Origin of the sequence: Elioraea tepidiphila DSM 17972, from assembly GCF_000378465.1 — a bacterium.
Taxonomy (GTDB): domain Bacteria; phylum Pseudomonadota; class Alphaproteobacteria; order Acetobacterales; family Acetobacteraceae; genus Elioraea; species Elioraea tepidiphila.
Genome location: NZ_KB899928.1, coordinates 66,896 through 91,702, shown reverse-complemented (window position 1 = coordinate 91,702; position 24,807 = coordinate 66,896). Strand labels below are relative to the sequence as shown.

The following is a 24,807-nucleotide window of genomic DNA, read 5'->3' as shown; positions in this document are numbered from 1 at the left end:
GGCGTCCTAAAGCGTCGGCCATGACCGCCCTGAGGCTCGTCACCGTCACCGGCGAGGCGCTGCGCCCGCATCTCGCCGATGTCGCGCGGCTGCGCATCGCCGTGTTCCGCGAGTGGCCCTACCTCTATGACGGCGATGCCGTCTACGAGGAGCGTTACCTTGCGCGCTACGCCGCCGCACCCGGGGCCGCCGTCGTGCTGGCCTTCGACGGCAAGCGCGTGGTCGGCGCTTCGACCTGTCTCCCGCTCGTCGAGGAGGGCGATACGGTGAAGGCGCCATTCCTCGCCGCCGGTTGGGATGTCGGGCGCGTGTTCTATTTCGGGGAGTCTGTGCTCCTGCCGGCATATCGTGGGCGCGGCGCCGGCGTCGGCTTCTTCACCGCGCGCGAGGCGCATGCGCGCCGCTTCCCCGGCATCGACACGGCCGCGTTCTGCGCCGTTGCGCGTGACCCGGCCGATCCGCGCAAACCGGCCGCCTACGTTCCGCTGGACGCGTTCTGGCGCAAGCGCGGCTATACACCGTCCCCCGAGCTCGCCTGCACGATGCGCTGGAAGGAGATCGGCGGGAGCGAGGAGATGCCGCACCGCCTCACCTTCTGGCTCAAGCCCCTGTCGCCGGAGGCCGCGTGATGCGGCTCGCTGCCCTCGCCTGGACCGTCGCGCGCACGCCGACGGTCGAGGGATTCGCGCAGCGGCTGGATCACGCGCTCGGCACGCTGGCCACACAGGGCGTCGATCTGGTCATGCTGCCGGAATATGCCGGCGTCGAGGTGGGGGCGGCACGCGCCGCCGGATGCGGCGCGCGGGCGGAAGTGATGGAAACCGCCGCCCTCGCGCCCGCGCTCGAAGACGCGATAGCCGCGGTCGCCGCGCATCACGGCGTGTGGCTGCTTGGCGGCTCATTGCCCGCCCAGGAGGGCGGCCGCCTGGTCAACCGCGCCACCCTGTTCGCACCCGACGGGCGCCGCGCGGTCCAGCGCAAAGGGCGCATGACACGTTTCGAGGCCGAGGAATGGGGGGTCGCGCCGGCCGGCCCGCCGGTCGCGATCGAAACGCCCTGGGGACGGCTCGGCATCGCGATCTGCTATGATGCAGAGTTTCCGCCGATCGTGCGCGCGATGGTCACGGCCGGCGCATGGCTGGTGCTCGTTCCTGCCTGCACCGACAGCAAGGCCGGCGCGACGCGCGTCACCATCTCCGCCCGCGCGCGCGCGATCGAGAACCAGTGCTTCGTGGCCGTCGCACCCATGCTTGGCGAGGCGCCGTGGTGCGAGAGCCTCGACGCCAATCATGGCCGTGCCGGCATCTACGGCCCCGCCGATCGCGGCTTCCCGGCCGACGGGATCATCGCCGAGGGCGCCGAGGATGCGCCGGGCGCGGTGATCGCCGACCTCGATCCCAGCGCGATCGAGCGCGTCCGCGAGCACGGGGCCGTGCGCAATCACCGCGACTGGCCCGACGAGCCGATCGCCTGTGCCATCATCTCCCCGTTCGCGCCGGCAGCCGCATGATCGACCGCGACCTGCTGCTGCGCGCGACCGCCGAACTGATCGCAGCGCCGAGCGAGAATCCGCCCGACGATACGCGCGCCGCGGCAATGGTGGCGGCGCGGCTGCTGAGCGCGATCCCTGGCGTCGTCGTGACCGAGCACACCAAGGAGGAGCCGATCCGCAATGTCGTCGCGGTGCGGCGCGGGGCGCGCCCGGGCAAGCGTCTCGTGCTGTCGGGCCATCTCGATACCTACCCCGCCGGCGATGCGTCGCGCTGGTCCGTGCCGCCCTTCGCCGCGACCATCCGCGGTGATCGGCTCTATGGTCGCGGCTCGGCCGACATGAAGGGGGGAATCGCCGCCGCGATCACCGCACTCGCCGCGCTCGCCCAGGAGCCCGATTTCGCCGGGGAGGTCGTGCTCGCGCTCGCCGGCGACGAGGAGAGCATGGGCACGTCCGGCACCCAGTTCCTGCTCGACACCGTGCCGATGGTACGCGGGGATGTCGCGATCGTGCCGGATGCGGGCAGTCCGGCCGTCATCCGGTTCGGCGAGAAAGGCATGGTCTGGCTCGATCTCGTCGCGGAAGGCAAGGCCGCGCACGGCGCGCATGTGCACCGCGGCGAGAACGCCGCTGAGCGGCTGATGGAAGCGCTGCGGCGTCTGCTTGCGCTGCGCGACTGGCCCGTAGAGATACCGCCGCCGATCCGGGCGGCGATCGCGGCCGCGCAACCCGTCAGCGAGCCGCTCGGCGGCGTAGGCGAGGCCGAGACGCTGACGCATGTGACCGTCAATCTCGGCATGGTTTCGGCGGGAATTTCGCCCAACCTGGTGCCGGACCGTGCCATTGCGGGCCTCGACGTCCGCCTGCCGCCGGGCACCAACACCACCGCGATCATTGCCGCTGCCCGCGCAGCGATCGCCGATCTGCCGGGCGTCGGCATGACGGTGCGGGTCGCGTGGGAACCGACCGTCACTGATCCGACGCATCCGCTGTTCACGGCGCTGCGGCGTGCGGCCACGCCGGTGCTCGGTTCCGAGCCGGTGCTGAACATGCGCGTCGGTGCGTCGGATGCGCGGCTGTTCCGCCTGGCCGGCATCCCGACCGCCGTCTTCGGACCGACACCGCACGGCATGGGCGGCGGAGACGAGTATGTGCTGATCCCGGAACTGATTGCGGTCGCCCAGGCGCTGGAGGCTGCCGCGCGCGACATCCTCGTCGGATGACGCTGCTCTACCTGGTCGCCGGCGAGCCGTCGGGCGATGTGCTCGGCGGGCGGCTGATGACCGCCCTGCGCGCGCGCCGGCCCGATCTCGCCTTCGCGGGCATCGGCGGTCCGCGCATGGCCGAGCAGGGACTCGTCTCGCTCTTCCCGATGGAGGAGCTGTCGCTGATGGGGCTCGCCGAAGTGCTGCCGAAGCTGCGCGCACTGGCTCGGCGCATGGCGGAAGCGGAGGTGGATGTGCTGCGCCGCCGACCTGCCGCGCTTGTCACGATCGATGCGCCGTCGTTCACGCTGCGTCTCGCCGCGCGCGTGCGGCCGAAGGGCGTGCACGTGATCCACTACGTCGCGCCTCAGGTCTGGGCCTGGCGGCAAGGGCGCGTACGCAAGATCGCCCGTCGGGTGGACAGGCTGCTGGCCCTCCTGCCATTCGAGCCGCCGTTCTTCGAATCAGCCGGCATCCGGACCACCTTCGTCGGCCATCCGGTGCTGGAGAGTGGGGCCGACCGCGGCGACGCGGCACGGTTTCGCGCCGTGTACGGGCTCGACCCTGGGACGAAGCTCCTCGCGGTGATGCCCGGTAGCCGCGGGGGCGAGCTCGCGCGTCACCTGCCGATCTTCACGCGCGCGACCGAACTGCTGCGTCGGCGTTTCGCAACCCTCGCACTCGCCGTCCCGACCCTGCCCCGCCTCGTCGAGTCCATCGCGAAGGCCCCTTGGCCGGTGACGCCGATCATCATCACCGAGACAGGCGACAAGTACGACGCCTGGGCCGCATCGACAGCCGCGCTCGCGAAATCCGGCACCACATCCCTGGAGCTCGCGGTCGCCGGCGCCCCGCAGGTTGTGGCCTACCGGGTGAGCCCGATCACCGCGGTAATCGTCCGGCGCCTCATCACCGTGCCGCATGCGAGCCTGGTGAACCTGCTCGCCGGGGAAACGGTGGTGCCCGAGCTGCTGCAGGAACGCTGCACACCGGAGGCGCTTGCCGACGCACTCGCTCCGCTGCTCACCGATCCGGACGCGGCCGCCGGCCAGCGGGCGGCCTTCGCCCGGGTGCTCGCCCAGCTCCGCCCGGCCGGCGGGCTCGCTCCCTCGGAGGCCGCCGCGGAAGCCGTGCTGAGCGAACTCCGCGCTCAGCGATAGAACACGGTCGGCAGGTAGAGCACGAAGCCCGGCCAGTAGGTGACGACCAGCAGCGCGCCGAACAGCGGGATCAGGAACGGTGCGATCGCCGCTGTGGTGAACTCGAACGACCGGTTCGAGATTCGCGCCAGGGTGTAGATCACCAGCCCGACCGGTGGCGTGAGCAGGCCGATCACCAGATTGAGCGTCATGATGATGCCGAACTGCACCGGATCGACACCGATCTTGGTGATCAGCGGCAGCAGGACCGGCACAAGGATGGTGATCGCCGCGATCGTCTCGAGGAAGCAGCCGACCACGAGCAGCAGCAGGTTCACCAGCAGCAGCACCAAGCTCCTGTCCTCGGTGATGGACAGCACGGCCTGGGCCACCTCCTCGCTGATCCGCGTCGTCGTGATGAGCCAGCCGAAGATGGAGGCCCCAGCGACGATCATCAGGATGATCGCGGTGGTTTCGATCGTCTCCATCGAGACGCGCACCAGCCTGTTCCAGCCGAGCGTGCGGTAGGCGACGAGGCCAAGGAAGAGCGCGTAGACCGTGGCCGCGATCGCCGCCTCGGTCGGCGTGAAGATGCCGGACTTCATCCCACCGATCAGGATTACCGGCGTCATCAGCGGCAACACGGCGCGGAATGTCGCGTGGGCGAGCCGCGTCCAGCCGAACGCGGCATCGCGCGGGAACTTCTTCAGGCGTGCCACGACCGCCACCCAGCCGAACAGGATGACCGCGATCAGCAGCCCCGGCAGGATGCCGGCCGCGAAGAGCTGGCCCACCGAGGTGTTCGCCATCACGCCATAGATCACCAGAGGCAGCGACGGCGGAATGATCGGTCCGATCACCGAGGAGGCGGCCGTGATACCGATCGAAAAATTGTCGGGATACTTGTTGTCCCGCATCGCCTTGATCTCGATCGTGCCGAGACCGCCGGCATCCGCCACCGCCGTGCCCGACATGCCGGCGAAGATGATCGAGGCGAACACGTTGACATGGCCGAGCCCCCCCTTCGCCCAGCCGACCGCGGCGATGGCGAAGTGGAAGATCCGATCGGTGATGCCGGCGCTGTTCATCAGGTTGCCGGCCATGATGAAGAACGGCACCGCGAGCAGGGGGAAGCTGTCGATTCCGTTGACCATGCGGTGCACGACGACGAGCAGCGGCAGATCGCCGGTCAGCGCGACATAGAGCAGCGACGCCCCGCCGAGCGCGACCGCGACCGGAAGGCCGATCATCAGCGCGCCAATGAAGGAGAGGAACAGCAGTGCGGTCATGAGCGCGCACCCTCGGACTCGCGCGGCTGCTCGCCGGCCCGGAACTGCATCACCGCGTACCAGGCGAACCAGATGGTCGTCAGCGCCAGCCCGAAAAACGCGACATAGTAGACAAGCCCCAGCGGCAGATCGACCACGACCATCGGCTGGTACCACATCGCCTCGGCGATGCCGAAGCAGAGCCAGGCCGCCACCGCGAAGAACATGACCGCGACCATGGACAGCACGATGCGCAGCCATCGTCGCGGGCCCGGCGGCAGCACGTAGAGCGCGAGCTCGAGCGCGATATGCGATCCCTTGCGCGCCGCCATCGCGGCACCGACGAAGGTGACGCAGATCAGCAGGTAGCGTGCGATCTCCTCGGTCCAGGCGATCGAGTCGTTCAGCACGTAGCGCGTGAAGAACTGCAGGAACACCACGCCGGCGAGCGCCCAGAAGATCGCGAAGACCACCCAATCCTCGATCCGCCAGTCGCCCGGAGGCTCGTGCAGCTCCGCATCCTCCTGCTGGTGCAGCAGCTCCTCGAAGCCGGGAGTGGCGTCGTCGTTCGCCGGCGTCTGTTTCTCAGCCACCCCTTCCCTCCATCCCTTCTGCTCCTACACTGACGGCGGCGCGCACGCGCACAACGAAGGAGGACACCTCATGGCGCGGATCGCGCGCATCGAGATCAGCCAGATCGACCTGACACCGAAGACGCCGCGCAGCGACGCGATCCAGGCCTTCACGTGCCAGGAGACGCCGATCGTCCGGATCGTCACCGACGACGGCGCCGATGGCACGGGCTACAGCTACACCATCGGTACGGGCGGGTCCTCGGTGATCGCGCTCCTGCGGGATCATTTCGCTCCACGCCTGATCGGCCGCGATCCGGATGCGATCGAGGCGATCTGGCAGGACCTGTTCTGGCACACCCACGCGCTCTCGGTCGGTCCGCTGACCGCGCTCGCCCTCGCCGCGGTCGACTCCGCGCTCTGGGACCTGCGCGGGCGGCGGCTCGGCCTGCCGCTGCATCGCCTCGCCGGCGGGGCGAAGGACAGGATCCCAGTCTATGACACCGAGTGCGGCTGGCTGCATGTCGAGACGGCGCAGCTGGTCGCGGACGCCGAGGCGCTGGTCGGCAAGGGCTTCCGCGGCGTGAAGGTGAAGGTCGGCAAGCCGCACCTGCGCGAGGATGTCGCGCGGCTCGAAGCCGTCCGCCGCGTCATTGGTGACGGCATCGAGCTGATGACCGACGCCAATCAGGGCTTCACGGTCAGCGAGGCGATCCGCCGCGCGGGCGCCTTCGAGGCGGCCGGGCTGGGCCTCGCCTGGTACGAGGAGCCGTTGCCGGCCGAGGATGTCGAAGGGCATGCGCGGCTCTGCGCGGCGACCACGATTCCGGTCGCGGTGGGCGAGAGCCTCTACCACCCTGCGCAGTTCCGCGACTATCTCGCGCGCAATGCCTGCCGCATCGTGCAGGTGGATGTCGCGCGCATCGGCGGGATCACACCCTGGCTCAAGGTCGCGCACATGGCCGAGGCCTTCAATGTCGCGGTCTGTCCGCACTACTTGATGGAGCTGCATCTGCCGCTCTGCTGCGCCGTGCCCAACAGTCTCTGGCTCGAGCATATCCCGCAGCTCGACGACATCATGGAGAACCGGATCGCGATCACGGGCGGCATCGCGCGTGCGAGCGAGATCCCCGGTAACGGCATTGTCTGGGATCGCGCGGCGATGGCGCGCCATCAGTGCTTCACGCCGATCGTGATCGAGCGGTAGGGCGGCACGAGGCGGGCAGGCCGCCCGCCCCGTGGCACGACGTGTTCAGTTCGTCCGCGCACCGAGCGCCATGAACCGGTCGTAGTGCTCGCGTGTCCAGCCGGCTCCCGCCGAGGCGTCGTTGTGCAGCGGCGCGGCGGCGGCGCGGAAGGCGGCGAGATCCGGTCGGACCACCGTCTTGCCCTGCTGTTCGAACCAGGCCGGAAGCGTCTCCTCCGAGGTCCGGATGGCGTAGGTTGCGCGCGCGGCGGCCTCGCGCCAGACCTGCTCGAACGTGGCCTTGTCGGCCGCGCTCAGCCTGCGCCAGAGCTGCCCGCCCGCGATCGTCAGCAGGTTGTCGACGATATGCGAGGTGAGGTTGATGTGGCTCTGCACCTCGTAGAACTTCTTCGCCTGGATGGTCGGCAGCGGGTTCTCCTGCCCGTCCACCGTGCCGTTCTGCAACGCCAGATACACCTCGGCGAACGCGATCGGCGTGGCGTTGGCGCCCACAGCGCGCGCGAACATCAGGAACAGCGGGGCCTGCGGCACACGGAGCTTCATCCCGCGCATGTCCTCCGGACGGTTGATCGCCCGGTTCGCCGTCACGTGCCGCGCGCCGTAATAGGTCAGCGCGAGAATCCTGTGGCCGGTTGCGCGATCATAGCCGGCGGCGAGCTCCTTGAAGAGGTCGCTGTCGCGATACGCGAGCCAGTGGTCGAAGTCGCGGAAGATGAAGGGTGCATTGCTGATCGCGATCGGCCGGAAGCGCGAGCCCGCGAAGGCCGTGCCGGTGTAGATCATGTCGATCGTGCCAAGGGTCAGCGCCTCGTTGATCGCCGGCTCGTTCCCCAGCGCCGAGGCCGGGAACACCTCGATCCGCCAGCGGTTGTTCGTCCGCCTGGCGATCTCCTCGGCCGCCCACAGCGCCTCGGTGTGGTAGGGCTCGTTCACTTCATACACGTGCGCGAAGCGCAGCCGCGTCTGCGCATCCGCCGAAAGCGCCACCGTGGTGGCGAAGGCGGCTGCGAGCGCGGCAGCGGTGAAGCGGATCATCATTCCTCCCATCCGGTTTTCCGACCGGGTCCGACCTGATGTATCAGTTCCCTTAGCCGGATCAAAGGCTGGGACGCAAGGGCGGGGCAGCCTGATGGCCACCCCGCGCCAAGCCTCACATCTCAGTTGGTACGCGCGCCGAGCGCCTGAAGCCGGTCGTACTGCTCGCGCGTCCAGCCTGCACCGGCGGCCTGGTCGTTGTGCAGCGGGATCGCCGCCTCGCGGAACGCCGCGCGGTCGGGCACGATCACCGTCTTGCCTTGGGCGCGGAACCAGTCGGGCAGCGTCTCCTCCGCCGTACGGATCGCGAAGGTTGCGCGGTTGGCGGCCTCACGCCAAACCTCCTCGAATACGGCCCGATCCGCCGCGCTCAGCCGGCGCCAGAGCTGCCCGCCCGCGATCGTCAGCAGACTCTCCGAGATGTGGCCAGTCAGGATGATATGGCTCTGCACCTCGTAGAACTTCTTCGCCTGGATGGTCGGCAGCGGGTTCTCCTGTCCGTCCACCGTGCCGTTCTGCAACGCCAGGTACACCTCGGCGAAGGCGATCGGCGTGGCATTCGCGCCGACCGACCGGGCGAACATGAGATAGAGCGGCGCCTGCGGCACGCGCAGCTTCATCCCCCGCATGTCTTCCGGCCGGTTGATCGCCCGGTTCGCCGTCACGTGCCGCGCGCCGTAATACGTCAGCGCCAGCGTCTTGTGCCCGGTCGCGCGGTCATAGCCGGCCATCATCTCCTTCAGGAGTTCGCTGTTGCGATAGGCGAGCCAGTGGTCGAAGTCGCGGAACACATAGGGCGCATTGCTGATCGCGATCGGCCGGAAACGCGAGCCCGCGAAGGCCGTGCCGGTATAGATCATGTCGATCGTGCCAAGGGTCAGCGCCTCGTTGATCGCCGGTTCGTTGCCCAGTGCCGAGGCCGGAAACACCTCGATCCGCCAGCGGTTGTTCGTCCGCTTGGCGATCTCCTCGGCCGCCCACAGCGCCTCGGTGTGATAGGGCTCGTTCACTTCATACACGTGCGCGAAGCGCAGCCGCGTCTGGGCATCCGCCGGCAGCGCCACCGTGGTGGCGAAGGCGGCCAGGGCCGCCGCAAGCACGTATCGCCTCATCGATCGTCTCCTTCCCTCCCCGCTTCCCGGAGCGCCCGGCGCGGTCGCCGGGGGAGGATGGTCAACCCTGGGGCAGTGCGCAATAAGGTATTCACCGGAGGAGACCGTCATGCCCACGCCCCCGCTCACCATCCGTCTGCACCCGGAGGACGGCGTCGTCATCGCGCGCGCCGACGTACTGCCGGGCACGCCCATCCCCGGAGAGGGCGTGACGACCACCACCCGCATCCCGCCGGGCCACAAGATCGCCGTACGCCCGCACGCCGAAGGCGAGCCCGTGCGCCGCTACGGCCAGATCATCGGCGTCGCGACGCGGCCGATCGCGCCCGGCGAGCACGTGCACAGCCACAATCTGGGCATGGGCGAGCACAGCCGCGACTACGCCTTCGGCGTGGAAGCGAGGCCGACCGCCCTTATCGACCCGCCCGCCACGTTCCAGGGCATTCTGCGCGCCGACGGCCGGGTCGCCACACGCAACTACATCGGCGTGCTCACCACCGTGAACTGCTCCGCCACCGTTGCCCAGTACGTCGCCGACGCGTTCCGCCGCAACCCGTTCAGCAACCACGACCCCCTCGCTGACTACCCGCACGTGGATGGCGTGGTGGCGCTCACCCACAAGACAGGCTGCGGCATGAGCGACCTCGAACCGCTGCGCCTGCTCCGCCGCACCCTCGCCGGCTACGCCACCCACCCCAACTTCGCCGCGATCATCGTGCTCGGCCTCGGCTGCGAGGTGAACCAGATCCCCGGGCTGATGGAGTCCGAAGGGCTGGACGGCAAGCCGCGCGTCCGTGCAATGACGATCCAATCGACCGGCGGCACGGCGAAGACCGTCGCCAAGGGGGTGGACTTCGTCCGCGAGGTCCTCGCGGACGCCAACGCCGTCACGCGCACGACCGTGCCGGCGAGCCATCTTTGTGTCGCCCTGCAATGCGGCGGCTCGGACGGCTACTCCGGCATCACCGCCAACCCCGCGCTCGGGGCGGCCTCCGACCTCGTCGTGCGCAACGGCGGCACAGTCATCCTCAGCGAGACACCCGAGACCTATGGCGCTGAACACCTGCTCACCCGCCGCGCGGTCAGCGAGAAGGTCGGCCGCAAGCTTGTCGACCTGATGGCCTGGTGGGAGGACTACACGCGCCGCAATGGCGGCGAACTCGACGACAATCCCTCCCCCGGCAACAAAGCGGGTGGGCTCACCACGATCCTGGAGAAGTCGCTCGGCGCGATGGCCAAGGCCGGAACGACCAATCTGGTGGACGTGTACAAATACGCCGAGAAGGTCACCGCCAAGGGGTTCGTGTTCATGGATACGCCCGGCTACGACCCCGTGTCGATCACGGGTCAGGTGGCGGGCGGCGCCAACCTCGTCTGCTTCACCACTGGCCGCGGCTCCGTCTATGGCTGCAAGCCCGCGCCGTCGATGAAGCTCGCCACCAACACCTCGATGTACCGCCGCATGGAGGACGACATGGACATCAACTGCGGCACCGTGCTGGACGGCGACGAGAGCGTTGCCGAATGCGGCGAGCGCATCTTCCGGCGGATGCTTGAGGTGGCATCAGGCAGCCGGACCAAGAGCGAGCAATGGGGGTTCGGCGCCGAGGAGTTCGCACCCTGGGTGCAGGGCGCGACGATGTAAAGAAACGGCGGGGGAAGGGGCCATTGGCCCCTTCCCCTCGACCCCAACCCCTCTTTATGCCGCCACCGTCCGCTGACGCTGCTCGCCCAACCCCGCGATCCAGACGCGCATCTGCTGGCCGGGGCGCAGATAGACAGGCTCCGGCTTCTTGCCCATGCCCACACCCGGCGGCGTGCCCGTGGTGATGATGTCGCCCGGCATCAGCGTCATGAAGCGCGATACGTAGCTCACCAGGTGCCGCACGCCGAAGATCATCGTCTTCGTGTTCCCGTGCTGCATGACCTGCCCGTCCACGTCCAAGCCCATGTCGAGGTTCTGCGGATCGGGCACCTCGTCCTTCGTCACCAACCACGGCCCAACGGGGCCGAAGGTCTCGTGCCCCTTGCCCTTGTCCCAGGTGCCGCCACGCTCGATCTGGAACTCGCGCTCGCTCACGTCGTTCACCACGCAGTACCCGGCGACGTGGTCGAGCGCCGACGCCTCGTCCACATACTTCGCGCGCGAACCGATCACCACGCCAAGCTCGACCTCCCAGTCGGTCTTCACCGAGCTGCGCGGAATCTCGACATCGTCGTTCGGCCCGTTCAGCGCCGTCAGCGCCTTGATGAAGATGATCGGCTCCTTCGGGATCGGCGCACCCGTCTCCGCCGCATGGTCCGCGTAGTTCAGCCCGATGCAGATGAAGTTGCGCGTACCGGTGAACGGCACGCCAAGCCGCGGGCTGCCCTCCACCCTCGGCAGCGCGCCGACATTCACCGCCGCGAGCCGCGCGAGCCCCGCCGGCGACAGCTCCTCGGGCCCGATCTCCTCGACGATTCCGGAGAGATCGCGCAACGCCCCCTCGGCATCCAGAATCCCCGGCTTCTCCAACCCCTTCGGGCCCCAGCGCAGCAGCTTCATCCGATCCGTTTCCTTCTCACACTCAGAGGGTCCAGCCGCCGTCGATCACGATCGACTGGCCGGTGACGAACGCGCTCTCATCGCTCGCGAGATAGACCGCGAGCGCCGCGATCTCCTCCGGCGTGCCGAGCCGACCCATCGCCTGGCGCGCGATGAACGCCGCACGCGCCGCATCGACACTGCCCGCCTCGCCCGCGTTCGCCGCGATCCGGTCCTGCAACGACGGCGTCTCGACCGTGCCCGGGCAGATCGCGTTCGCGCGCACGCCACGCTTGACGTAGTCGGCCGCGACGCTCCTGACGAAACCGATCAGCGCAGCCTTGGTCACGCCATAGACGAACCGATTGGGCGCGCCCTTGATCGAGGACGCGGCCGAGGACATCACGATGATGCTGCCGCTGCCCTTCGCCAGCATCGCCGGCAGGAACGCCTTGGTCACGCGGAACGCGCTGCGCACGTTCAGATCCAGCGCGAAGGACCACTCCTCCTCCGTGCACGTCTCGATCGTGTTCTGGTGCACGAATCCCGCGCAGTTGAACAGGACGTCCACCGCACCCGCATCCTTCGCCGCCGCCGCGATCGCGGCCGGGTCGAGCACGTCCAGCCGGCGGGTGCGGATGCCCTTGCCGGCAAGCGAGGCGAGCCCCGCCTCGTTGACGTCGGTCGCGATCACCTCCGCGCCCTCGGCCGCGAAGGCGAGCGCGGTCGCCCGCCCGATGCCCTGCGCCGCCGCCGTCACGAATGCGCGCTTGCCCTGAAGCCGTCCGGCCATCCGTTCCTCCCCTGCGCTGCGGCGCGCATCCTTGCCGCGCGCCCTGCTGCCGACAAGGGGGGTCAGGCGAGGCGTGCCGCACCGGCGGCCGACAGCCACGCGATCCGGCCGCTCACCAGCGTGCCGACGACCTCGGGTCCGGCAGGTGCAGTGTCATCGATCAGGAGAAGATCGGCGCGCAACCCCGCCGCTATCCGGCCGCGATCCGCAAGCCCCGCGGCAGCGGCGGGATTGGCGGAGACGATCGCCCAGGCCTCCGGCAGCGAGCAGGCGCCGCGCGCGGCCAGTGCGAAGGCGGCATGGCGCATTGCCGGGTAGAAGTAGTCGGAGGCGAGCACGTCCGCCGCGCCAGCGCGCACCATCGCCTCGGCCGAGTGCCAGCCGAGATGGCTGCCGCCGCGGACCACGTTGGGACAGCCCATTACCACATGCTCGTCAGCCGCACGTGCCGCGAGCCCCGTCTCCTCGTTCATCGGAAACTCGCAGATGGTGCAGCCGAGCGCACGCCAGCGCGCGCGTGTCTCCGGCGACGCATCGTCATGGCTCGCCATCACCAGTCCCGCGTCGCGGGCGAGAGCCGCGGCCGTCGCCACAAACGGTTCGACCTCGTCAGCGCGCGCCAGCATTGCCTTGGCAAGCGCCAGCACCTCCGGCCCCGTCACCTTCGCGCGGTCGGCGTAGCGCGAGGCGCGTGCGGGGTCGGCGGCGCGCCGGGCAATCTCCGCCGTATGGTCGTTGAACGCGAGCAGGTGCACAGCCCCCGCGTCGATCGCCGCCTCGGCCGAAGGCCACTGGTCCATCGCGTAGGTCTCGAGCCGCAGATGGATGCGGTGATCGGCGCCGAGACGTCCCGCCAGCGCCTGCCACGCCGCGACCATGGACCGGAATGCGGTCTCGCTGCGCAGCCCGGGCTCCCATGACAGCGTCACGCCGTGGAACGCCGTGGTGATGCCGTTGGCGAGCAGCTGCGCGTCGGTGTCGATCAGCGCGAGATCGTGGCGGAAATCCACGCCTGGCCGGGGCTGTACCTGGCGCTCGAACGCATCGCCGTGGATGTCCACCAGGCCGGGTGCAAGCAGCAATCCGTCCGCGCGCAGCTCGCGAGCGCCCTTCGGCGCATCCACACCGATCGCCGCGATCATGCCGTCGCGGATCGTCAGCGTGGTCGGCGGAGAAACGGAATCAGCGAGCAGCAGCCGCGCGCCGGCGATCTCGAGTGTTCCGGTCATGCCTCAGAATTCGAAATTGAGTTGCACCCGACCTGCAGGATAGGTCGCGACACCATATTCCACCGGCACGCCCTGCGCGTCGATATTCACCGCTTCCGTCACGATCACCGGCCGGTTGCGCGGATGGGCGAGCGCCTCGGCCTCTTCGAGGCTCGGCAGGCGCGCCGTGACGCGGGTGGAGCGCCGCGCATACTCGACGACACCGCAGGCCGCGAGCGCGCGCGTGATCGAGCCCTTGCCGTCGGCCAGCGCGTCCGGCAGGCCGGGCAGGCGTGTCTGCGGGAAGTGATGCCGCCCGAGGCTGACCGGCCGCCCATCGGCCAGCCCGAGCCGCTCCACGAGCCACAACATCCGCCCGCGCCGCAGCCGGAGCGCGGCGGCTGCCGCCTCGTCCGCCACCACCTCGGCCACGCGCAGGATGCGGCCCGAAGGCTCGCGGTTCTGCCGCGCGATCACCTCCGAGAAGCGCGTCCGGGGGCCGACCTGGTAGTCGATCACGTCCTCGGCGGCGAAGCTGCCGCGGCCCTGCTGGATCCGCACCAGCCCGCGCCGCTCCAGCTCCTCCATCGCGCGCCGCACGGTGTGGCGGTTGACCTGGAACCGCGCCGAGAGCTGCTGCTCGGTCGGCAGCCGCCCACCGGGCGGGATCCGCCCACCAGCGATCTCGGCCTCCAGCGCCTGTTCGATCTGGCGCCAGAGTGTCACACCCGCGCCACGTTCGACCGACGGCGCAGCCTCCCTGGGGGGCTCGGAGCGGTGAACGTCCATCGCATCGTCTCCATGACCGCGTGCGTCATCGGAACGTCACGCCACACGCGGCGTCATCGGCGTATTGTGGTGCAGTGTAGTTGTTGATATGTTGGGATGTCTAGATGTTCTAAGACCTCCCGCGAGCGCCACGTCACGTCATGCCCGCAGCCTTCGAGATCCAAGAACGCCAGGCCTGGATGGGCGTGCTCGCACGCGCCGATCGCACGGCGCTTGAGCGGGCGGTGGACGTGCTCGACCCGCCCGCGACATGGACACGGCTGCGCGCTCCCGAGATCGGCATGGTGATGGTGCGTGGCCGCGCCGGCGGCGATGGCGCGCAGTTCAATCTCGGCGAGATGACCGTGACGCGCTGCGCGGTCCGTCTCGCCTGCGGCACGGTCGGCCATGCCTATGTCGCTGGGCGGGATCAGCGCAAGGCCGAACTCGCCGCCGTGCTCGATGCGCTGTTGCAGACGGACGCGCATGGCCCTGCGCTCCAGGCCGGCCTGATCGCCGCGGAGTCCGCGCGCCAGCAAGCCATGCGCGAGGATGCGCTGCGCCGCGCCGCCGCGACCAAGGTCGATTTCTTCTCGATGGTGCGCATGGGATGACCGCGCTCGCCCCTGGGTTCGTGGACCCGCCGCTCGCCGCCCAGGCGGTGTTCCGCCGCCTGCTCGATGCGATGGCGCGCCCTGGCATGGTGGTGTCGCTGGAGGCGCCACCCGCGCCGCCCCCGCTCGCGCTTGCGGCCGGCGCGATCGCGCTCACGCTGTGCGATGCGGACACCGCGGTCTGGCTCGACCCGGCGCTGCGTACGGCGGAGGTGGTCGCCTGGCTCCGCTTCCATACCGGCTGCCGGATCGTGGGCGCAGCGGAAGACGCGGCCTTCGCCTTCGCAGCCGATACGGTCGCGCTGCCGTTCGATCGTCTCCCTATCGGGTCCGACGAGTTCCCCGACCGTTCCGCGACCGCCGTGGTTCAGGTCGCACGGCTCGGCGCTGGCGCTCCGCTGTGTCTCGCCGGCCCCGGCATCGAGACCACCACAAGACTGCACGTCCAAGGACTGCCAGCGGGCTTCGTCGCGTGGCGGGCGCGCAACCACGTAGCCTATCCGCGCGGTGTCGATGTCGTCCTGGTGGCCGGAACGCAGATCGCTGGCCTGCCCCGCAGCACCGCCGTGACGGAGGGCTGAGCCATGTATGTCGCGGTCAAAGGCGGGGAACGCGCGATCGCGGCGAGCCACGCCGTGCTGGCCGAGGCACGCCGCGGCGACCCGTCCGTGCCCGTGCTGGGCGTGGATCAGATCGAGCAGCAGCTCGGCCATGCGGTCGATCGCGTGATGGCCGAGGGGGCGCTGTATGACCGCACGCTGGCCGCACTCGCGATCAAGCAGGCCCAGGGCGACCTCCAGGAAGCCGCGTTCCTGCTGCGTGCCTATCGCACCACCCTGCCGCGCTTCTGCGCCAGCCTGCCGATCGACACCGCGCGCATGACGATCGCGCGGCGCATCAGCGCGACCTACAAGGATCTGCCGGGCGGACAGATCCTCGGCCCCACCTACGACTACACGCATCGCCTGCTCGATCCCGGGCTGCTCGACGACGCGCCCGTGCCGCCCGCGCCACGTGCCGCCGAGCCGGCCGATCCTGCGATGCCACGCGTGGCCGCGCTGCTCGACCAGGAGGGGCTGATCCGCCCCGAAAGCGGCGACCGCGACGCCGAACCGCCCGACCTGACACGCGATCCGCTCACCTTCCCGGCCGCGCGCGCACTCCGGCTGCAGAATCTCGCGCGCGGCGACGAGGGTTTCGTGCTCGCGATGGGCTACTCGACCCAGCGCGGCTATGGTGGTGCCCATCCCTTCGCGGGCGAGGTGCGCTACGGCACCGTCGCGGTCGAGATCGCGCCGGAGGAGCTCGGCTTCGCGATCGAGATCGGCGACATCGCCGTCACCGAATGCCAGATGGTCAACCAGTTCGCGGGCAGCCGCACCGAGAAGCCGCAATTCACCCGCGGCTACGGCCTCGCCTTCGGCCACAGCGAGCGCAAGGCCATGGGCATGGCGCTGGTCGATCGCGCGCTGATGAGCCGCGAGCTCGGCCAGGACGTCACCGCGCCGGCGCAGGACGAGGAGTTCGTGCTGAGCCACAGCGACAATGTCGAGGCCTCGGGCTTCGTCCAGCACCTGAAGCTGCCGCACTACGTGGACTTCCAGTCGGAGCTCGAACTGATCCGCCGGTTGCGCGCCGAGGCCGAGGAGCGCGTCGCCGAACCGAACCGCGAGGCTGCGGAATGAGCCTGCCCGGCTACAACTTCGCCTATCTCGACGAGCAGACCAAGCGGATGATCCGCCGCGCGCTGCTCAAGGCCGTGGCGATCCCCGGCTACCAGGTGCCGTTCGCGAGCCGCGAGATGCCACTCGCCTATGGCTGGGGCACCGGCGGGATGCAGGTGACGGCGGCCGTGATCGGCCCGGACGATGTGCTGAAGGTGATCGACCAGGGGGCCGACGACACGACGAACGCCGTCTCCATCCGCCGCTTCTTCGCGCTTACCGCCGGCGTGCGCACCACCGAACGCACGGTCGAGGCGACCATCATCCAGACCCGCCACCGCATCCCCGAGACCCCGCTTACCGCCGGGCAGATCCTCGTCTACCAGGTCCCGCAGCCGGAGCCGCTGCGCAAGCTCGAGCCGCGCGAGACCGAAACCCGCCGGATGCACGCCCTCGCCGAGTACGGGCTGATGCACGTGAAGCTCTACGAGGACATCGCGCGCCACGGCCGCATCACCCTCTCCTACGACTACCCCGTGCTGGTGAACGGCCGGCACGTGATGGCGCCCTCGCCGATTCCGTCCTTCGACAATCCCAAGATGCACCGCTCGCCGGCCTTGCAGTTGTTCGGCGCGGGGCGCGAGAAGCGCATCTACGCCGTCCCGCCCTACACCAGCGTCGAGAGCCTCGCCTTCGAGGACCATCCGTTCCATCCCTGGAAGGCGAACGCGCCCTGCGGGCTCTGCGGTGCGACCGACTCCTATCTCGACGAGGTGGTGGTGGACGATCGCGGCGGGCGCCTGTTCGTGTGCAGCGACACGGATCACTGCACCACGCGGCGCGCGGCCGGGCATCGCGGTGCCGCGGCCGGGCACGCACTCGCGGGGGCCGGCGAATGAGCGACGCCCCGCTGCTTTCCGTGCGCGAGCTCACCGTGCGGTTCGGCCGTACGCTCGCGGTCGATCGCGCCTCGTTCGAGCTCTGGCCGGGCGAGGTGCTGGCGATCGTCGGCGAGTCAGGCAGCGGCAAGACCTCGCTGCTCCGCGCGGTGCATGGCGACCTGCCGGCCGATGGCGGACGCGTTCAGTACCGTCTCGACGACGGCGCGCCGGTCGCGCTCGACGCGCTCCCCGAGCCGATGCGGCGGCAGCTCGCGCGCACGCAGTGGGGCTTCGTGCACCAGAACCCGCGCGACGGGCTGCGCATGTCGGTCTCGGCGGGCGGCAATGTCGGCGAACGGCTCATGGCGGCCGGCGCGCGCCACTGGGGCGGCATCCGCGCCGAGGCGACCGAATGGCTGCGCCGGGTGGAGATCGACCCGGCCCGGATCGACGATCCGCCGCGCACCTATTCGGGCGGCATGCAGCAGCGCTTGCAGATCGCGCGCGTGCTGGTGACACGCCCACGCCTCGTGCTGATGGACGAACCGACCGGTGGCCTCGACGTCTCGGTGCAGGCGCGCCTGCTCGACCTGATCCGACGGCTCGTGTCGGATCTCGGGCTTTCGGTCGTGATCGTGACGCATGATCTCGCGGTCGCGCGGCTGCTCGCGGACCGGATGCTGGTGATGCAGGGCGGGCGGATCGTCGAGGCGGGGCTGACCGATCAGGTGCTCGACGATCCGCAGCACCCCTACAGCCAGCTGCTCGTCTCCTCGGTGTTGCAGGCATGAACGCACCGCTGTTGACCGTCGAGGGGCTGTCGAAGGACTTCACCCTGCATCTCCAGGGCGGCGCGCGGCTGCCCGTGCTGCGCGGCGTGTCGCTGACCGTGCGCGCCGGCGAGTGCGTGGCGCTGACCGGGCCGTCGGGGGCCGGCAAGACCACGCTGATGCGGGCCCTCTATGGCAACTACCTTCCCGGCGGCGGCCGCATCCTGGTGCGGCACCACGATCGTCTGGTCGATCTCGCCGCGGCGAGCCCGCGCGAGATCGTCGCGATCCGGCGCGAGACGGTGGGCTATGTCTCGCAGTTCCTGCGCGTGATCCCGCGCGTGCCTGCCCGCGCGATCGTCGCCGAACCGCTGCGCGCGGCGGGGGTGGATGCGGCCGCCGCCGAACGCGAGGCCGAGCGCCTGCTCGCGCGGCTCAACCTGCCGGAACGGCTCTGGTCGCTGCCCCCCGCGACCTTCTCGGGCGGCGAGCAGCAGCGCGTCAACCTCGCGCGCGGCTTCGCCTTCCCCTATCCTGTGATGCTCGTGGACGAGCCGACCGCGAGCCTCGATCCGGCGAACGCCGAAGTCGCGGTCGGGCTGATCCAGGAGGCGAAATCGCGCGGCGCGGCGATCGTGGGAATCTTCCACGATGCCGATGTGCGCCGCGCGGTGGCGACACGCGAGCATCCGGTGGTCCCTCTGGCGGCGGCGGCATGAGCGGCGAGACCATCTTCACGAACGCCCGGGTGGTCACCGAAACGGAGGTGTTCGACGGCACGGTGGTGCTGCGCGGGCCCGCAATCGTCGCGGTCGAGCGGGGCCGTAGCCGGCTTGCCGCCGCGCTCGATCTCGAGGGCGACCTGCTGATCCCCGGCCTGGTCGATGTGCACACCGACAATCTCGAGAAGCACATGATGCCGCGGCCCGGCGTGCGCTGGTCCGCGCGCGCCGCCCTGCTCGCGCACGACGCGCAGGTGGCCTCGGCGGGCGTCACGACGGTGCTGGACGCGCTCTGCGTCGGCGAGGTCGAACACGCGGACCAGCGCGAGCAGATGTTCCGCGAGGGCGTGGCGGAGCTGCGCGCCCTCGCGCCGCGCGGTCTCCTGCGCGCCGAGCATCTGCTGCACCTCCGCTGCGAGCTCAGTGTCGCGACCATGCAGGAGAGCTTCGAGCCGGTGGCCGACGATCCGCTGGTGCGCATGGTCAGCCTGATGGACCACACGCCGGGCGCCGGCCAGTTCGCCGATGTCGAGCGCTACGTGAAGAGGAACGCCCGCACGCTCGGCATGACCGAGGCGGAGGCGCGCGCCTATGTCGCGCGGCGACGCGAGACGCGGGATCGTGTCCGCGATGCGAATCGCGACGCGATCCTGGCCCGTCTCGCCGGCCGCCCGATCGCGCTCGCGAGCCATGACGATCGCACCGAGGACGAGGTCGCGGCCTGGCACGCAAGCGGCGTCAGGATCAGCGAGTTCCCGGTCAGCCTGGTCGCGGCCGAGGCGGCGAAGCGGCACGGGATGGCGGTGGTGGCGGGCGGGCCGAACATCGTGCGCGGCGGCAGCCACAGCGGCAATGTCGCGGCCGCCGATCTGGTCGCGCGCGGCCTCGTCGACGTCTTCGCCTCGGACTACATCCCCTCCTCGATGCTGGCGAGTGCCCTGCTGCTGCACGATCGCCACGGCATCGCCCTGCCACGCGCGATCGCGACGATTTCGGCCGAGCCGGCGCGCATGGTCGGGCTGGATGATCGCGGCCGCATCGCGCCGGGGTTGCGTGCCGATCTCGTGCAGGTGCATCTCGCCGACGGGCATCCGCTGGTGCGCCAGGTCTGGCGCGAAGGCCGGCGCATCGCCTGATGGCCTATCGCTACGCGATCTATTGGGCGCCGCCGCGCGGCCATCCGCTCTGGCGCGAGGGCTGCGCGTGGCTTGGCCGTGACCCGGAGACAGGCGAGCGGATCGTGCCGCCGATGCCCGGCGGGATGGCCGAGCAGCAGCACGCCACGATCACCGCCGAACCTGCGCGCTACGGCTGGCATGGCACTCTCAAGCCGCCGTTCCGTCTGGCTGACGGCGAGAGCGAGGCGAGCCTCGATGCCGCGCTCCGTGCCTTCGCGGCGGCGCAGGCGCCGTTCGACGTCGGGCGGTTGGTGGTGCGTCCGCTGTCGGGATTCCTCGCGGTCGTGCCCGCCGAGCGATCGGCCCCGCTGGACGCGCTGGCCGCCGCCTGCGTCTCGACATTCGACGCGTTCCGCGCGCCACCCGAGCCGGGGGAAGTCGCACGGCGGCAGCGCGCCGGGCTGACCCCCGGACAGCAGGCGAATCTCGCGCGCTGGGGCTACCCCTATGTGATGGACGAGTTCCGCTTCCACCTGACGCTGACGGGGCGCCTGGCGATGGACGAGGCGGCGCCGCTCGGCGAGGTGCTGGCCGCGCGGTTTTCTGGCGCTCTGGCAGAGCCGATCCGCGTCGAGGAAGTTGCCCTGTATGTCGAGCCGGCGCCGGGGGCGCCGTTCATCCTCCGACGTCGCTACCGCTTCGGTTAAGTCGAGAGACGGTCTGCCTCCGTGCCGCAAGGCCAGCCGATCCAGACCGCACCGATCTGAAGGGCCGTGCCGACGAGGATCAACACCAGGCCGAGCATGCCAGGGTCGCGGCAGAGGAATTCAGCGCTCGGCACGGCGTCGTCTGCGCCCCAGCACGAGGGCTGAGGCGGCCGCGCTCGATCCCGCCGCGGTACCGCTGACGGGCGTGCCGATCCGCGAGCGCCGTCACACCACGGTGGGCCGCGTCAGCGGACCCACTCCGTCCAGAACAGCATGCGCTCGGCGTCGGTGAGATGTCCTGCGATCAGCAGCACGACGGCGACCATCGCCACGAGAAGGACGAGCGCAAGCGCGAGGACCAAAGACCGGGCGAGCCACCGGCCGAGCCGCATCATGGCTCGGTCCTCCCGGTCACGGCGCACGCCGATGCGGGTGCGCGCGCGCCGTTGCCGTCAACGTCGGCCTGAGGCATCGGAGCACCCCGGCGATGATCGTGCCGAGGACTGTTCCGATCCCGTTGGACATGCTGACGGGATCGCCCGACCATCGGGCCTCGGAGCGCCTGGACCAGCGAGCGCAGCGGATCAGGCCGTCCGACGGCCCTCGCATCGGTCGGCGCAGGAGCGGCCATGCGGCCGGCCGGCGCGAGAGCCAAAACGGTTACGCAATGGACGTGAACCATGCCGCGCAGCTTGGCATGTGCCCCCGTCAGGATCGGGCATGGTCAGCCTGCCGAGATGGCCCGTGCGAACGTTTCGCGCGATGCGCGAGCAGCGCTGCGCTGGTCGCACGCAATGCGCGACGTGGCGGAGCGGCGGGACAAGGACGGTGGCGGACGTGGGTGGTGGGCGCACAAGGACTCGAACCTTGGACCCGCTGATTAAGAGTCAGCTGCTCTACCAACTGAGCTATGCGCCCGCCCAAGGCGCGCGGCTATAGCAAAGCGCCCCCGGCCTGTCGACCCCGGGCCTACGCCTCCGCCTGCTCGCCCTCGATCTCCACCGCCCGGTGGACGTGCACGCTCATCAGCACGCCGAAGCCGATCAGCACCGTGATCATGGCTGACCCGCCATGGCTGACCAGCGGCAGCGGCACCCCACCGACCGGGATCATCCCCATCACCATGGCGATGTTGACGAACACGTAGAGCGCGAAATTGACCGTGATCCCGGCCGCCACCAGCCGGCCGAATTGGTGCCGGCAGGCGAGCGCGATCGCGAGCCCGTAGAACACCACCAGCAGGATCAGCGCCATCACCGAGGCCGCGCCCACGAACCCCCACTCCTCCGCCAGCATGGTGAAGATGAAGTCTGTCTGCTTCTCCGGCAGGAAGTTCAGCTGGCTCTGGGTGCCCTGGCCGAAGCCACGGCCGAACATGCCGCCCGCCCCGAGCGCGATCTTCGACTGGATCACGTGGTAGCCCGCGCCGAGCGGGTCGCTCTCGGGGTCGAGGAAGGTCAGGATGCGCTGGCGCTGATAGTCGTGCAGCCGGTCATAGACGATCGGCGCGGCGACCGCCGCCGCCCCGATCACGGCGGCGAATTTCCACCAGCGCACGCCGGCGGCAAAGAACACCGCCCCACCCACCACCAGCGTGATCACCGCATTGCCGAGATTGGGCTGCTTCAGCACCAGCCCGGCCGGGATCAGGATCGCGATCAGCGGCGGGATCAGGAACAGCGGGTTGCCCACACGCTCGAGGCTCGCGCGGTGGAACCAGCGCGCGAGCGCGATCACCAGCAGGATCTTCATCAGCTCGGAGGGCTGGAGCTGGAACCCGCCGAGGTCGAGCCAGCGCTGCGCCCCCTTGCCCACCTGGCCGTGCAACGCGACCAGCACCAGGAGGCCGATGCCGACCAGATAGAGCGGCCAGGCGAGACGCAGGATGATGCGGATATCGACCATGGCGATGCCGATCATCATCAGCACGCCGAAGCCGAAGCGCAGCCCGTGGCGGAATGCCCAGGGTTCGGGGTTCAGCCCGGCCGCGGAGTAGAGCATCGCGTAGCCGACGCCCGCCATCAGCCCGAGCAGCAGCACGAAGGTCCAGCTGACGGAGCCGAGCTTCTCCGTCAGCGTCATGCCCCGCTCGCGCGAGAGGCGCCGCTCGATCATCGCTCGCGCCGCTCCGCCGCCGCGACCTGCAGCGATGGCGCGGGGGCGCTGTCGCGCCGGGCCGGGTCGCGCAAGAGCGTCTCGGCCATGATGTCGCGCGCCACCGGCGCGGCCGCGGCCGAGCCGCCGCCGCCATGCTCGATGATCACCGCGCAGGCATAGACGGGATTCTCGACCGGGGCGAAGCCGACGAACAGCGCGTGGTGGCGCCACTCATAGGGCAGGTCCTGCTGGCGGCGCAGGCCGCGCTCGCGCTCGGCCATGGTGATGCGCCGCACCTGGGTGGTGCCGGTCTTGCCGCCCATCGACGCCCCCACCTCGGGCGGCAGACGGCTCGCCCAGGCGGTGCCGCCGCGCTCGTTCACCACCCCGCCCATGGCGTCGCGCATCAGCTTCAGATGCGCCTCGGGGATGCCGACCATGGGCCAGTCCTCGGGCCGCGCGCCGCGCACGAGCTGCCCGCCGATCGCGCGCGTCAGGTGCGGCTCGATCGCCCGCCCGCCATTCACCATCCGCGCCGTCATCACCGCGAGCTGCAACGGCGTGGTCTGGATGAAGCCCTGGCCGATGCCGTGCACCAACGTCTCGCCCTGCTGCCAGGGCACACCCTGCGTCGCGCGCTTCCAGGCGCGTGTCGGCACCAGCCCAGGGCGCGCGCCGGGCAGCTCGATCGCCGGCTCGACGCCCAGGCCGAAGCGGTTGGACATGGCCGCGATCCGATCGATCCCGGTGCGTTTGGCGGCCTCGTAGAAGTAGCAGTCGCAGGACTGCTTGATCGCCTCGCGCATGTCGAGCCAGCCATGGCCGCCGCGCCGCCAGCAGTGGAACTTGGCATCGCCGAGTTCGGTCAGCCCGGCGCAGAAGATGCGCTCCCCCGGGCTCACCACGCGCGCCTCCAGGGCCGCAAGGGCGACAACCATCTTGAAGGTGGAGCCGGGCGCGTACAGCCCGGCGATCGCCTTGTTGATCAGGGGCGCGCGGCGGTTGGTGGTCCATTCGCGCCACTGCGCGGCAGAGACGCCGCTGTCGAACAGCGAGGGGTCGAAGGAGGGCGAGGAGACCATCGCCATCACCTCGCCGTTGCGCGCGTCCAGCACCACGGCGGCGGCACTCTCCTCGGCGATGCGCTCGGCGGCGAATTGCTGCAATCCGGCATCGAGACTGGTCGTGACGTCCTGGCCGGGGGTGCCCTCCTCGCGCGCGAGTTCGCGGATCACGCGCCCGACCGCGTTCACCTCCAGCCGGACCGTGCCCGCCCGTCCGCGCAGCGCCCGGTCATGCGCGCGTTCCAGCCCGGCACGGCCGACGCGGATGCCCGGCAGTTCCAGCATCGGATCGCCGTCGAGGTCGGCCTCGGCCGGCGGGGCGACATAGCCGATCACGTGCGCGAAGGCCTCGCCGCCGGGGTAGATCCGGCTCTGGCCGACATCGGTCAGGATGCCCGGCAGATCGGGCGCGTTCACCTCCAGCCGCGCCATCTCCTCCCAGGCCAGGTAGTCGCGCACCACCACGGGGACGAACCGCCGGCGCCGGCGGAGTTCGCGCTCGATGCGGGCGCGATCGGCCTCGGTCAGCGGCACGATCTCGGAGAACGTGGCCAGGGTGGCGCCGACATCGTCGGTGCGCTCGGCCACCAGCATCGCCCGCCAGTTCAGACGGTTCGCGGCGATCGGCTCGCCGAAGCGGTCGAGCAGCCGGCCGCGCGGCGGCGGGATCAGCCGCACGCTGATGCGGTTCTCGTCGGCGAGGGTGCGGAAACGTTCCCCCTCGACCACCTGGAGCTGGTAGAGCCGTGCCCCGAGCGCGCCCATGACCGCCGCCTTGGCCGCACCGACCAGCAGGATCCGGCGGGTGAAGACGGCGCGCTTGCCCTGTTCGCGGCGCATGGCGCGG

General features: G+C 70.2%; 25 protein-coding genes and 1 tRNA gene. 14 read left to right on the top strand and 12 right to left on the bottom strand.

Annotated elements, in window-relative coordinates:
* Positions 1-20 precede the first annotated feature (20 nt).
* Genes F563_RS0114930 through lpxB form a run of 4 tightly spaced genes read left to right on the top strand, consistent with a single transcriptional unit; the run spans position 21 to position 3,857 of the window.
* Positions 21-629: a hypothetical protein gene (locus F563_RS0114930; protein WP_019015487.1), complete on the top strand. Its 609-nt coding sequence runs from the start codon at positions 21-23 to the stop codon at positions 627-629.
* Positions 629-1,510 carry a carbon-nitrogen hydrolase family protein gene (locus F563_RS0114925; protein ID WP_019015486.1) on the top strand — a complete coding sequence of 294 codons (882 nt, stop codon included), beginning with the start codon at positions 629-631 and terminating at the stop codon, positions 1,508-1,510. Before F563_RS0114930 ends, F563_RS0114925 begins: the two co-directional genes overlap by 1 nt.
* Positions 1,507-2,715, top strand: coding sequence for a M20/M25/M40 family metallo-hydrolase (locus tag F563_RS0114920; RefSeq protein ID WP_019015485.1), 1,209 nt, complete (start codon positions 1,507-1,509; stop codon positions 2,713-2,715). The genes F563_RS0114925 and F563_RS0114920 overlap by 4 nt, the downstream gene beginning before the upstream one ends.
* Positions 2,712-3,857, top strand: coding sequence for a lipid-A-disaccharide synthase (gene lpxB / locus F563_RS0114915; protein WP_019015484.1), 1,146 nt, complete (start codon positions 2,712-2,714; stop codon positions 3,855-3,857). The genes F563_RS0114920 and lpxB overlap by 4 nt, the downstream gene beginning before the upstream one ends.
* On the opposite strand, the gene F563_RS0114910 is transcribed toward lpxB, so the two are convergent.
* Positions 3,848-5,125 carry a TRAP transporter large permease gene (locus F563_RS0114910; protein WP_019015483.1) on the bottom strand — a complete coding sequence of 426 codons (1,278 nt, stop codon included), beginning with the start codon at positions 5,123-5,125 and terminating at the stop codon, positions 3,848-3,850. The two genes, lpxB and F563_RS0114910, sit on opposite strands and share 10 nt — an antisense overlap.
* Positions 5,122-5,697 carry a TRAP transporter small permease gene (locus F563_RS22770; RefSeq protein ID WP_019015482.1) on the bottom strand — a complete coding sequence of 192 codons (576 nt, stop codon included), beginning with the start codon at positions 5,695-5,697 and terminating at the stop codon, positions 5,122-5,124. The genes F563_RS0114910 and F563_RS22770 overlap by 4 nt, the downstream gene beginning before the upstream one ends.
* A 70-nt stretch (positions 5,698-5,767) precedes the next feature.
* Between F563_RS22770 and F563_RS0114900 the strand changes: the two genes are divergently transcribed.
* Complete coding sequence (locus F563_RS0114900) at positions 5,768-6,883, top strand: mandelate racemase/muconate lactonizing enzyme family protein (protein WP_019015481.1); 1,116 nt, start codon at positions 5,768-5,770, stop codon at positions 6,881-6,883.
* Positions 6,884-6,928: 45 nt separating this feature from the next.
* On the opposite strand, the gene F563_RS0114895 is transcribed toward F563_RS0114900, so the two are convergent.
* Positions 6,929-7,921, bottom strand: a complete 993-nt coding sequence (locus tag F563_RS0114895; RefSeq protein WP_019015480.1) for a sialic acid TRAP transporter substrate-binding protein SiaP — start codon at positions 7,919-7,921, stop codon at positions 6,929-6,931.
* Positions 7,922-8,040: 119 nt separating this feature from the next.
* Positions 8,041-9,030 carry a sialic acid TRAP transporter substrate-binding protein SiaP gene (locus tag F563_RS0114890; RefSeq protein WP_019015479.1) on the bottom strand — a complete coding sequence of 330 codons (990 nt, stop codon included), beginning with the start codon at positions 9,028-9,030 and terminating at the stop codon, positions 8,041-8,043.
* 109 nt (positions 9,031-9,139) lie between these two features.
* Between F563_RS0114890 and F563_RS0114885 the strand changes: the two genes are divergently transcribed.
* A complete protein-coding gene (locus tag F563_RS0114885; RefSeq protein ID WP_019015478.1) occupies positions 9,140-10,675 on the top strand; it encodes a UxaA family hydrolase in 1,536 nt (511 codons plus the stop codon).
* 54 nt (positions 10,676-10,729) lie between these two features.
* On the opposite strand, the gene F563_RS0114880 is transcribed toward F563_RS0114885, so the two are convergent.
* The 4 genes from F563_RS0114880 to phnF all read right to left on the bottom strand — a co-directional run bounded on the left by F563_RS0114880 (position 10,730) and on the right by phnF (position 14,344).
* Positions 10,730-11,575 carry a fumarylacetoacetate hydrolase family protein gene (locus F563_RS0114880; protein WP_019015477.1) on the bottom strand — a complete coding sequence of 282 codons (846 nt, stop codon included), beginning with the start codon at positions 11,573-11,575 and terminating at the stop codon, positions 10,730-10,732.
* Between the two features lie 22 nt (positions 11,576-11,597).
* The gene (locus F563_RS0114875) at positions 11,598-12,347 is read right to left on the bottom strand and encodes an SDR family oxidoreductase (RefSeq protein WP_019015476.1); all 750 of its coding nucleotides are present in this window, start codon (positions 12,345-12,347) and stop codon (positions 11,598-11,600) included.
* Between the two features lie 62 nt (positions 12,348-12,409).
* The gene (locus tag F563_RS0114870; protein WP_019015475.1) at positions 12,410-13,576 is read right to left on the bottom strand and encodes an alpha-D-ribose 1-methylphosphonate 5-triphosphate diphosphatase; all 1,167 of its coding nucleotides are present in this window, start codon (positions 13,574-13,576) and stop codon (positions 12,410-12,412) included.
* 3 nt (positions 13,577-13,579) lie between these two features.
* The gene (gene phnF / locus F563_RS0114865; protein WP_051089398.1) at positions 13,580-14,344 is read right to left on the bottom strand and encodes a phosphonate metabolism transcriptional regulator PhnF; all 765 of its coding nucleotides are present in this window, start codon (positions 14,342-14,344) and stop codon (positions 13,580-13,582) included.
* 140 nt (positions 14,345-14,484) lie between these two features.
* Between phnF and phnG the strand changes: the two genes are divergently transcribed.
* Genes phnG through F563_RS0114825 form a run of 8 tightly spaced genes read left to right on the top strand, consistent with a single transcriptional unit; the run spans position 14,485 to position 20,799 of the window.
* A complete protein-coding gene (gene phnG / locus F563_RS0114860) occupies positions 14,485-14,937 on the top strand; it encodes a phosphonate C-P lyase system protein PhnG (protein WP_019015473.1) in 453 nt (150 codons plus the stop codon).
* Positions 14,934-15,518, top strand: a complete 585-nt coding sequence (gene phnH / locus F563_RS0114855) for a phosphonate C-P lyase system protein PhnH (RefSeq protein WP_019015472.1) — start codon at positions 14,934-14,936, stop codon at positions 15,516-15,518. Before phnG ends, phnH begins: the two co-directional genes overlap by 4 nt.
* Before the next feature lie 3 nt (positions 15,519-15,521).
* Positions 15,522-16,622 carry a carbon-phosphorus lyase complex subunit gene (locus tag F563_RS0114850; RefSeq protein WP_019015471.1) on the top strand — a complete coding sequence of 367 codons (1,101 nt, stop codon included), beginning with the start codon at positions 15,522-15,524 and terminating at the stop codon, positions 16,620-16,622.
* Entirely contained in the window at positions 16,619-17,500 is an 882-nt protein-coding gene (locus F563_RS0114845; protein WP_019015470.1) for an alpha-D-ribose 1-methylphosphonate 5-phosphate C-P-lyase PhnJ, read from the top strand. Before F563_RS0114850 ends, F563_RS0114845 begins: the two co-directional genes overlap by 4 nt.
* Positions 17,497-18,273, top strand: a complete 777-nt coding sequence (gene phnK, locus F563_RS0114840; RefSeq protein ID WP_019015469.1) for a phosphonate C-P lyase system protein PhnK — start codon at positions 17,497-17,499, stop codon at positions 18,271-18,273. The genes F563_RS0114845 and phnK overlap by 4 nt, the downstream gene beginning before the upstream one ends.
* On the top strand, positions 18,270-18,971 hold the full coding sequence (gene phnL, locus F563_RS0114835; protein WP_019015468.1) for a phosphonate C-P lyase system protein PhnL: 702 nt from the start codon (positions 18,270-18,272) through the stop codon (positions 18,969-18,971). The genes phnK and phnL overlap by 4 nt, the downstream gene beginning before the upstream one ends.
* Positions 18,968-20,110, top strand: coding sequence for an alpha-D-ribose 1-methylphosphonate 5-triphosphate diphosphatase (locus tag F563_RS0114830; RefSeq protein ID WP_019015467.1), 1,143 nt, complete (start codon positions 18,968-18,970; stop codon positions 20,108-20,110). Before phnL ends, F563_RS0114830 begins: the two co-directional genes overlap by 4 nt.
* Positions 20,110-20,799 carry a DUF1045 domain-containing protein gene (locus tag F563_RS0114825; RefSeq protein ID WP_019015466.1) on the top strand — a complete coding sequence of 230 codons (690 nt, stop codon included), beginning with the start codon at positions 20,110-20,112 and terminating at the stop codon, positions 20,797-20,799. The genes F563_RS0114830 and F563_RS0114825 overlap by 1 nt, the downstream gene beginning before the upstream one ends.
* Positions 20,800-21,044: 245 nt before the next feature.
* On the opposite strand, the gene F563_RS24890 is transcribed toward F563_RS0114825, so the two are convergent.
* From F563_RS24890 to mrdA, 4 genes are all read right to left on the bottom strand, one after another.
* Positions 21,045-21,194, bottom strand: coding sequence for a hypothetical protein (locus tag F563_RS24890; RefSeq protein WP_019015464.1), 150 nt, complete (start codon positions 21,192-21,194; stop codon positions 21,045-21,047).
* Positions 21,195-21,641: 447 nt separating this feature from the next.
* A tRNA-Lys gene (locus F563_RS0114810) sits at positions 21,642-21,717 on the bottom strand.
* Positions 21,718-21,768: 51 nt separating this feature from the next.
* Positions 21,769-22,914, bottom strand: a complete 1,146-nt coding sequence (rodA, locus tag F563_RS0114805) for a rod shape-determining protein RodA (RefSeq protein WP_019015463.1) — start codon at positions 22,912-22,914, stop codon at positions 21,769-21,771.
* Positions 22,911-24,800 carry a penicillin-binding protein 2 gene (gene mrdA, locus F563_RS22765; protein ID WP_019015462.1) on the bottom strand — a complete coding sequence of 630 codons (1,890 nt, stop codon included), beginning with the start codon at positions 24,798-24,800 and terminating at the stop codon, positions 22,911-22,913. Before mrdA ends, rodA begins: the two co-directional genes overlap by 4 nt.
* Positions 24,801-24,807: the final 7 nt, after the last annotated feature.

Coding starts and splice junctions, on each gene's coding strand:
- F563_RS0114930 (WP_019015487.1), top strand. CDS start 21: ATGACCGCCCTGAGGCTCGTCACCGTCACCGGCGAGGCGCTGCGCCCG.
- F563_RS0114925 (WP_019015486.1), top strand. CDS start 629: ATGCGGCTCGCTGCCCTCGCCTGGACCGTCGCGCGCACGCCGACGGTC.
- F563_RS0114920 (WP_019015485.1), top strand. CDS start 1,507: ATGATCGACCGCGACCTGCTGCTGCGCGCGACCGCCGAACTGATCGCA.
- lpxB (WP_019015484.1), top strand. CDS start 2,712: ATGACGCTGCTCTACCTGGTCGCCGGCGAGCCGTCGGGCGATGTGCTC.
- F563_RS0114910 (WP_019015483.1), bottom strand. CDS start 5,125: ATGACCGCACTGCTGTTCCTCTCCTTCATTGGCGCGCTGATGATCGGC.
- F563_RS0114900 (WP_019015481.1), top strand. CDS start 5,768: ATGGCGCGGATCGCGCGCATCGAGATCAGCCAGATCGACCTGACACCG.
- F563_RS0114895 (WP_019015480.1), bottom strand. CDS start 7,921: ATGATGATCCGCTTCACCGCTGCCGCGCTCGCAGCCGCCTTCGCCACC.
- F563_RS0114890 (WP_019015479.1), bottom strand. CDS start 9,030: ATGAGGCGATACGTGCTTGCGGCGGCCCTGGCCGCCTTCGCCACCACG.
- F563_RS0114885 (WP_019015478.1), top strand. CDS start 9,140: ATGCCCACGCCCCCGCTCACCATCCGTCTGCACCCGGAGGACGGCGTC.
- F563_RS0114880 (WP_019015477.1), bottom strand. CDS start 11,575: ATGAAGCTGCTGCGCTGGGGCCCGAAGGGGTTGGAGAAGCCGGGGATT.
- F563_RS0114875 (WP_019015476.1), bottom strand. CDS start 12,347: ATGGCCGGACGGCTTCAGGGCAAGCGCGCATTCGTGACGGCGGCGGCG.
- F563_RS0114870 (WP_019015475.1), bottom strand. CDS start 13,576: ATGACCGGAACACTCGAGATCGCCGGCGCGCGGCTGCTGCTCGCTGAT.
- phnF (WP_051089398.1), bottom strand. CDS start 14,344: ATGGACGTTCACCGCTCCGAGCCCCCCAGGGAGGCTGCGCCGTCGGTC.
- phnG (WP_019015473.1), top strand. CDS start 14,485: ATGCCCGCAGCCTTCGAGATCCAAGAACGCCAGGCCTGGATGGGCGTG.
- phnH (WP_019015472.1), top strand. CDS start 14,934: ATGACCGCGCTCGCCCCTGGGTTCGTGGACCCGCCGCTCGCCGCCCAG.
- F563_RS0114850 (WP_019015471.1), top strand. CDS start 15,522: ATGTATGTCGCGGTCAAAGGCGGGGAACGCGCGATCGCGGCGAGCCAC.
- F563_RS0114845 (WP_019015470.1), top strand. CDS start 16,619: ATGAGCCTGCCCGGCTACAACTTCGCCTATCTCGACGAGCAGACCAAG.
- phnK (WP_019015469.1), top strand. CDS start 17,497: ATGAGCGACGCCCCGCTGCTTTCCGTGCGCGAGCTCACCGTGCGGTTC.
- phnL (WP_019015468.1), top strand. CDS start 18,270: ATGAACGCACCGCTGTTGACCGTCGAGGGGCTGTCGAAGGACTTCACC.
- F563_RS0114830 (WP_019015467.1), top strand. CDS start 18,968: ATGAGCGGCGAGACCATCTTCACGAACGCCCGGGTGGTCACCGAAACG.
- F563_RS0114825 (WP_019015466.1), top strand. CDS start 20,110: ATGGCCTATCGCTACGCGATCTATTGGGCGCCGCCGCGCGGCCATCCG.
- F563_RS24890 (WP_019015464.1), bottom strand. CDS start 21,194: ATGATGCGGCTCGGCCGGTGGCTCGCCCGGTCTTTGGTCCTCGCGCTT.
- rodA (WP_019015463.1), bottom strand. CDS start 22,914: ATGATCGAGCGGCGCCTCTCGCGCGAGCGGGGCATGACGCTGACGGAG.
- mrdA (WP_019015462.1), bottom strand. CDS start 24,800: ATGCGCCGCGAACAGGGCAAGCGCGCCGTCTTCACCCGCCGGATCCTG.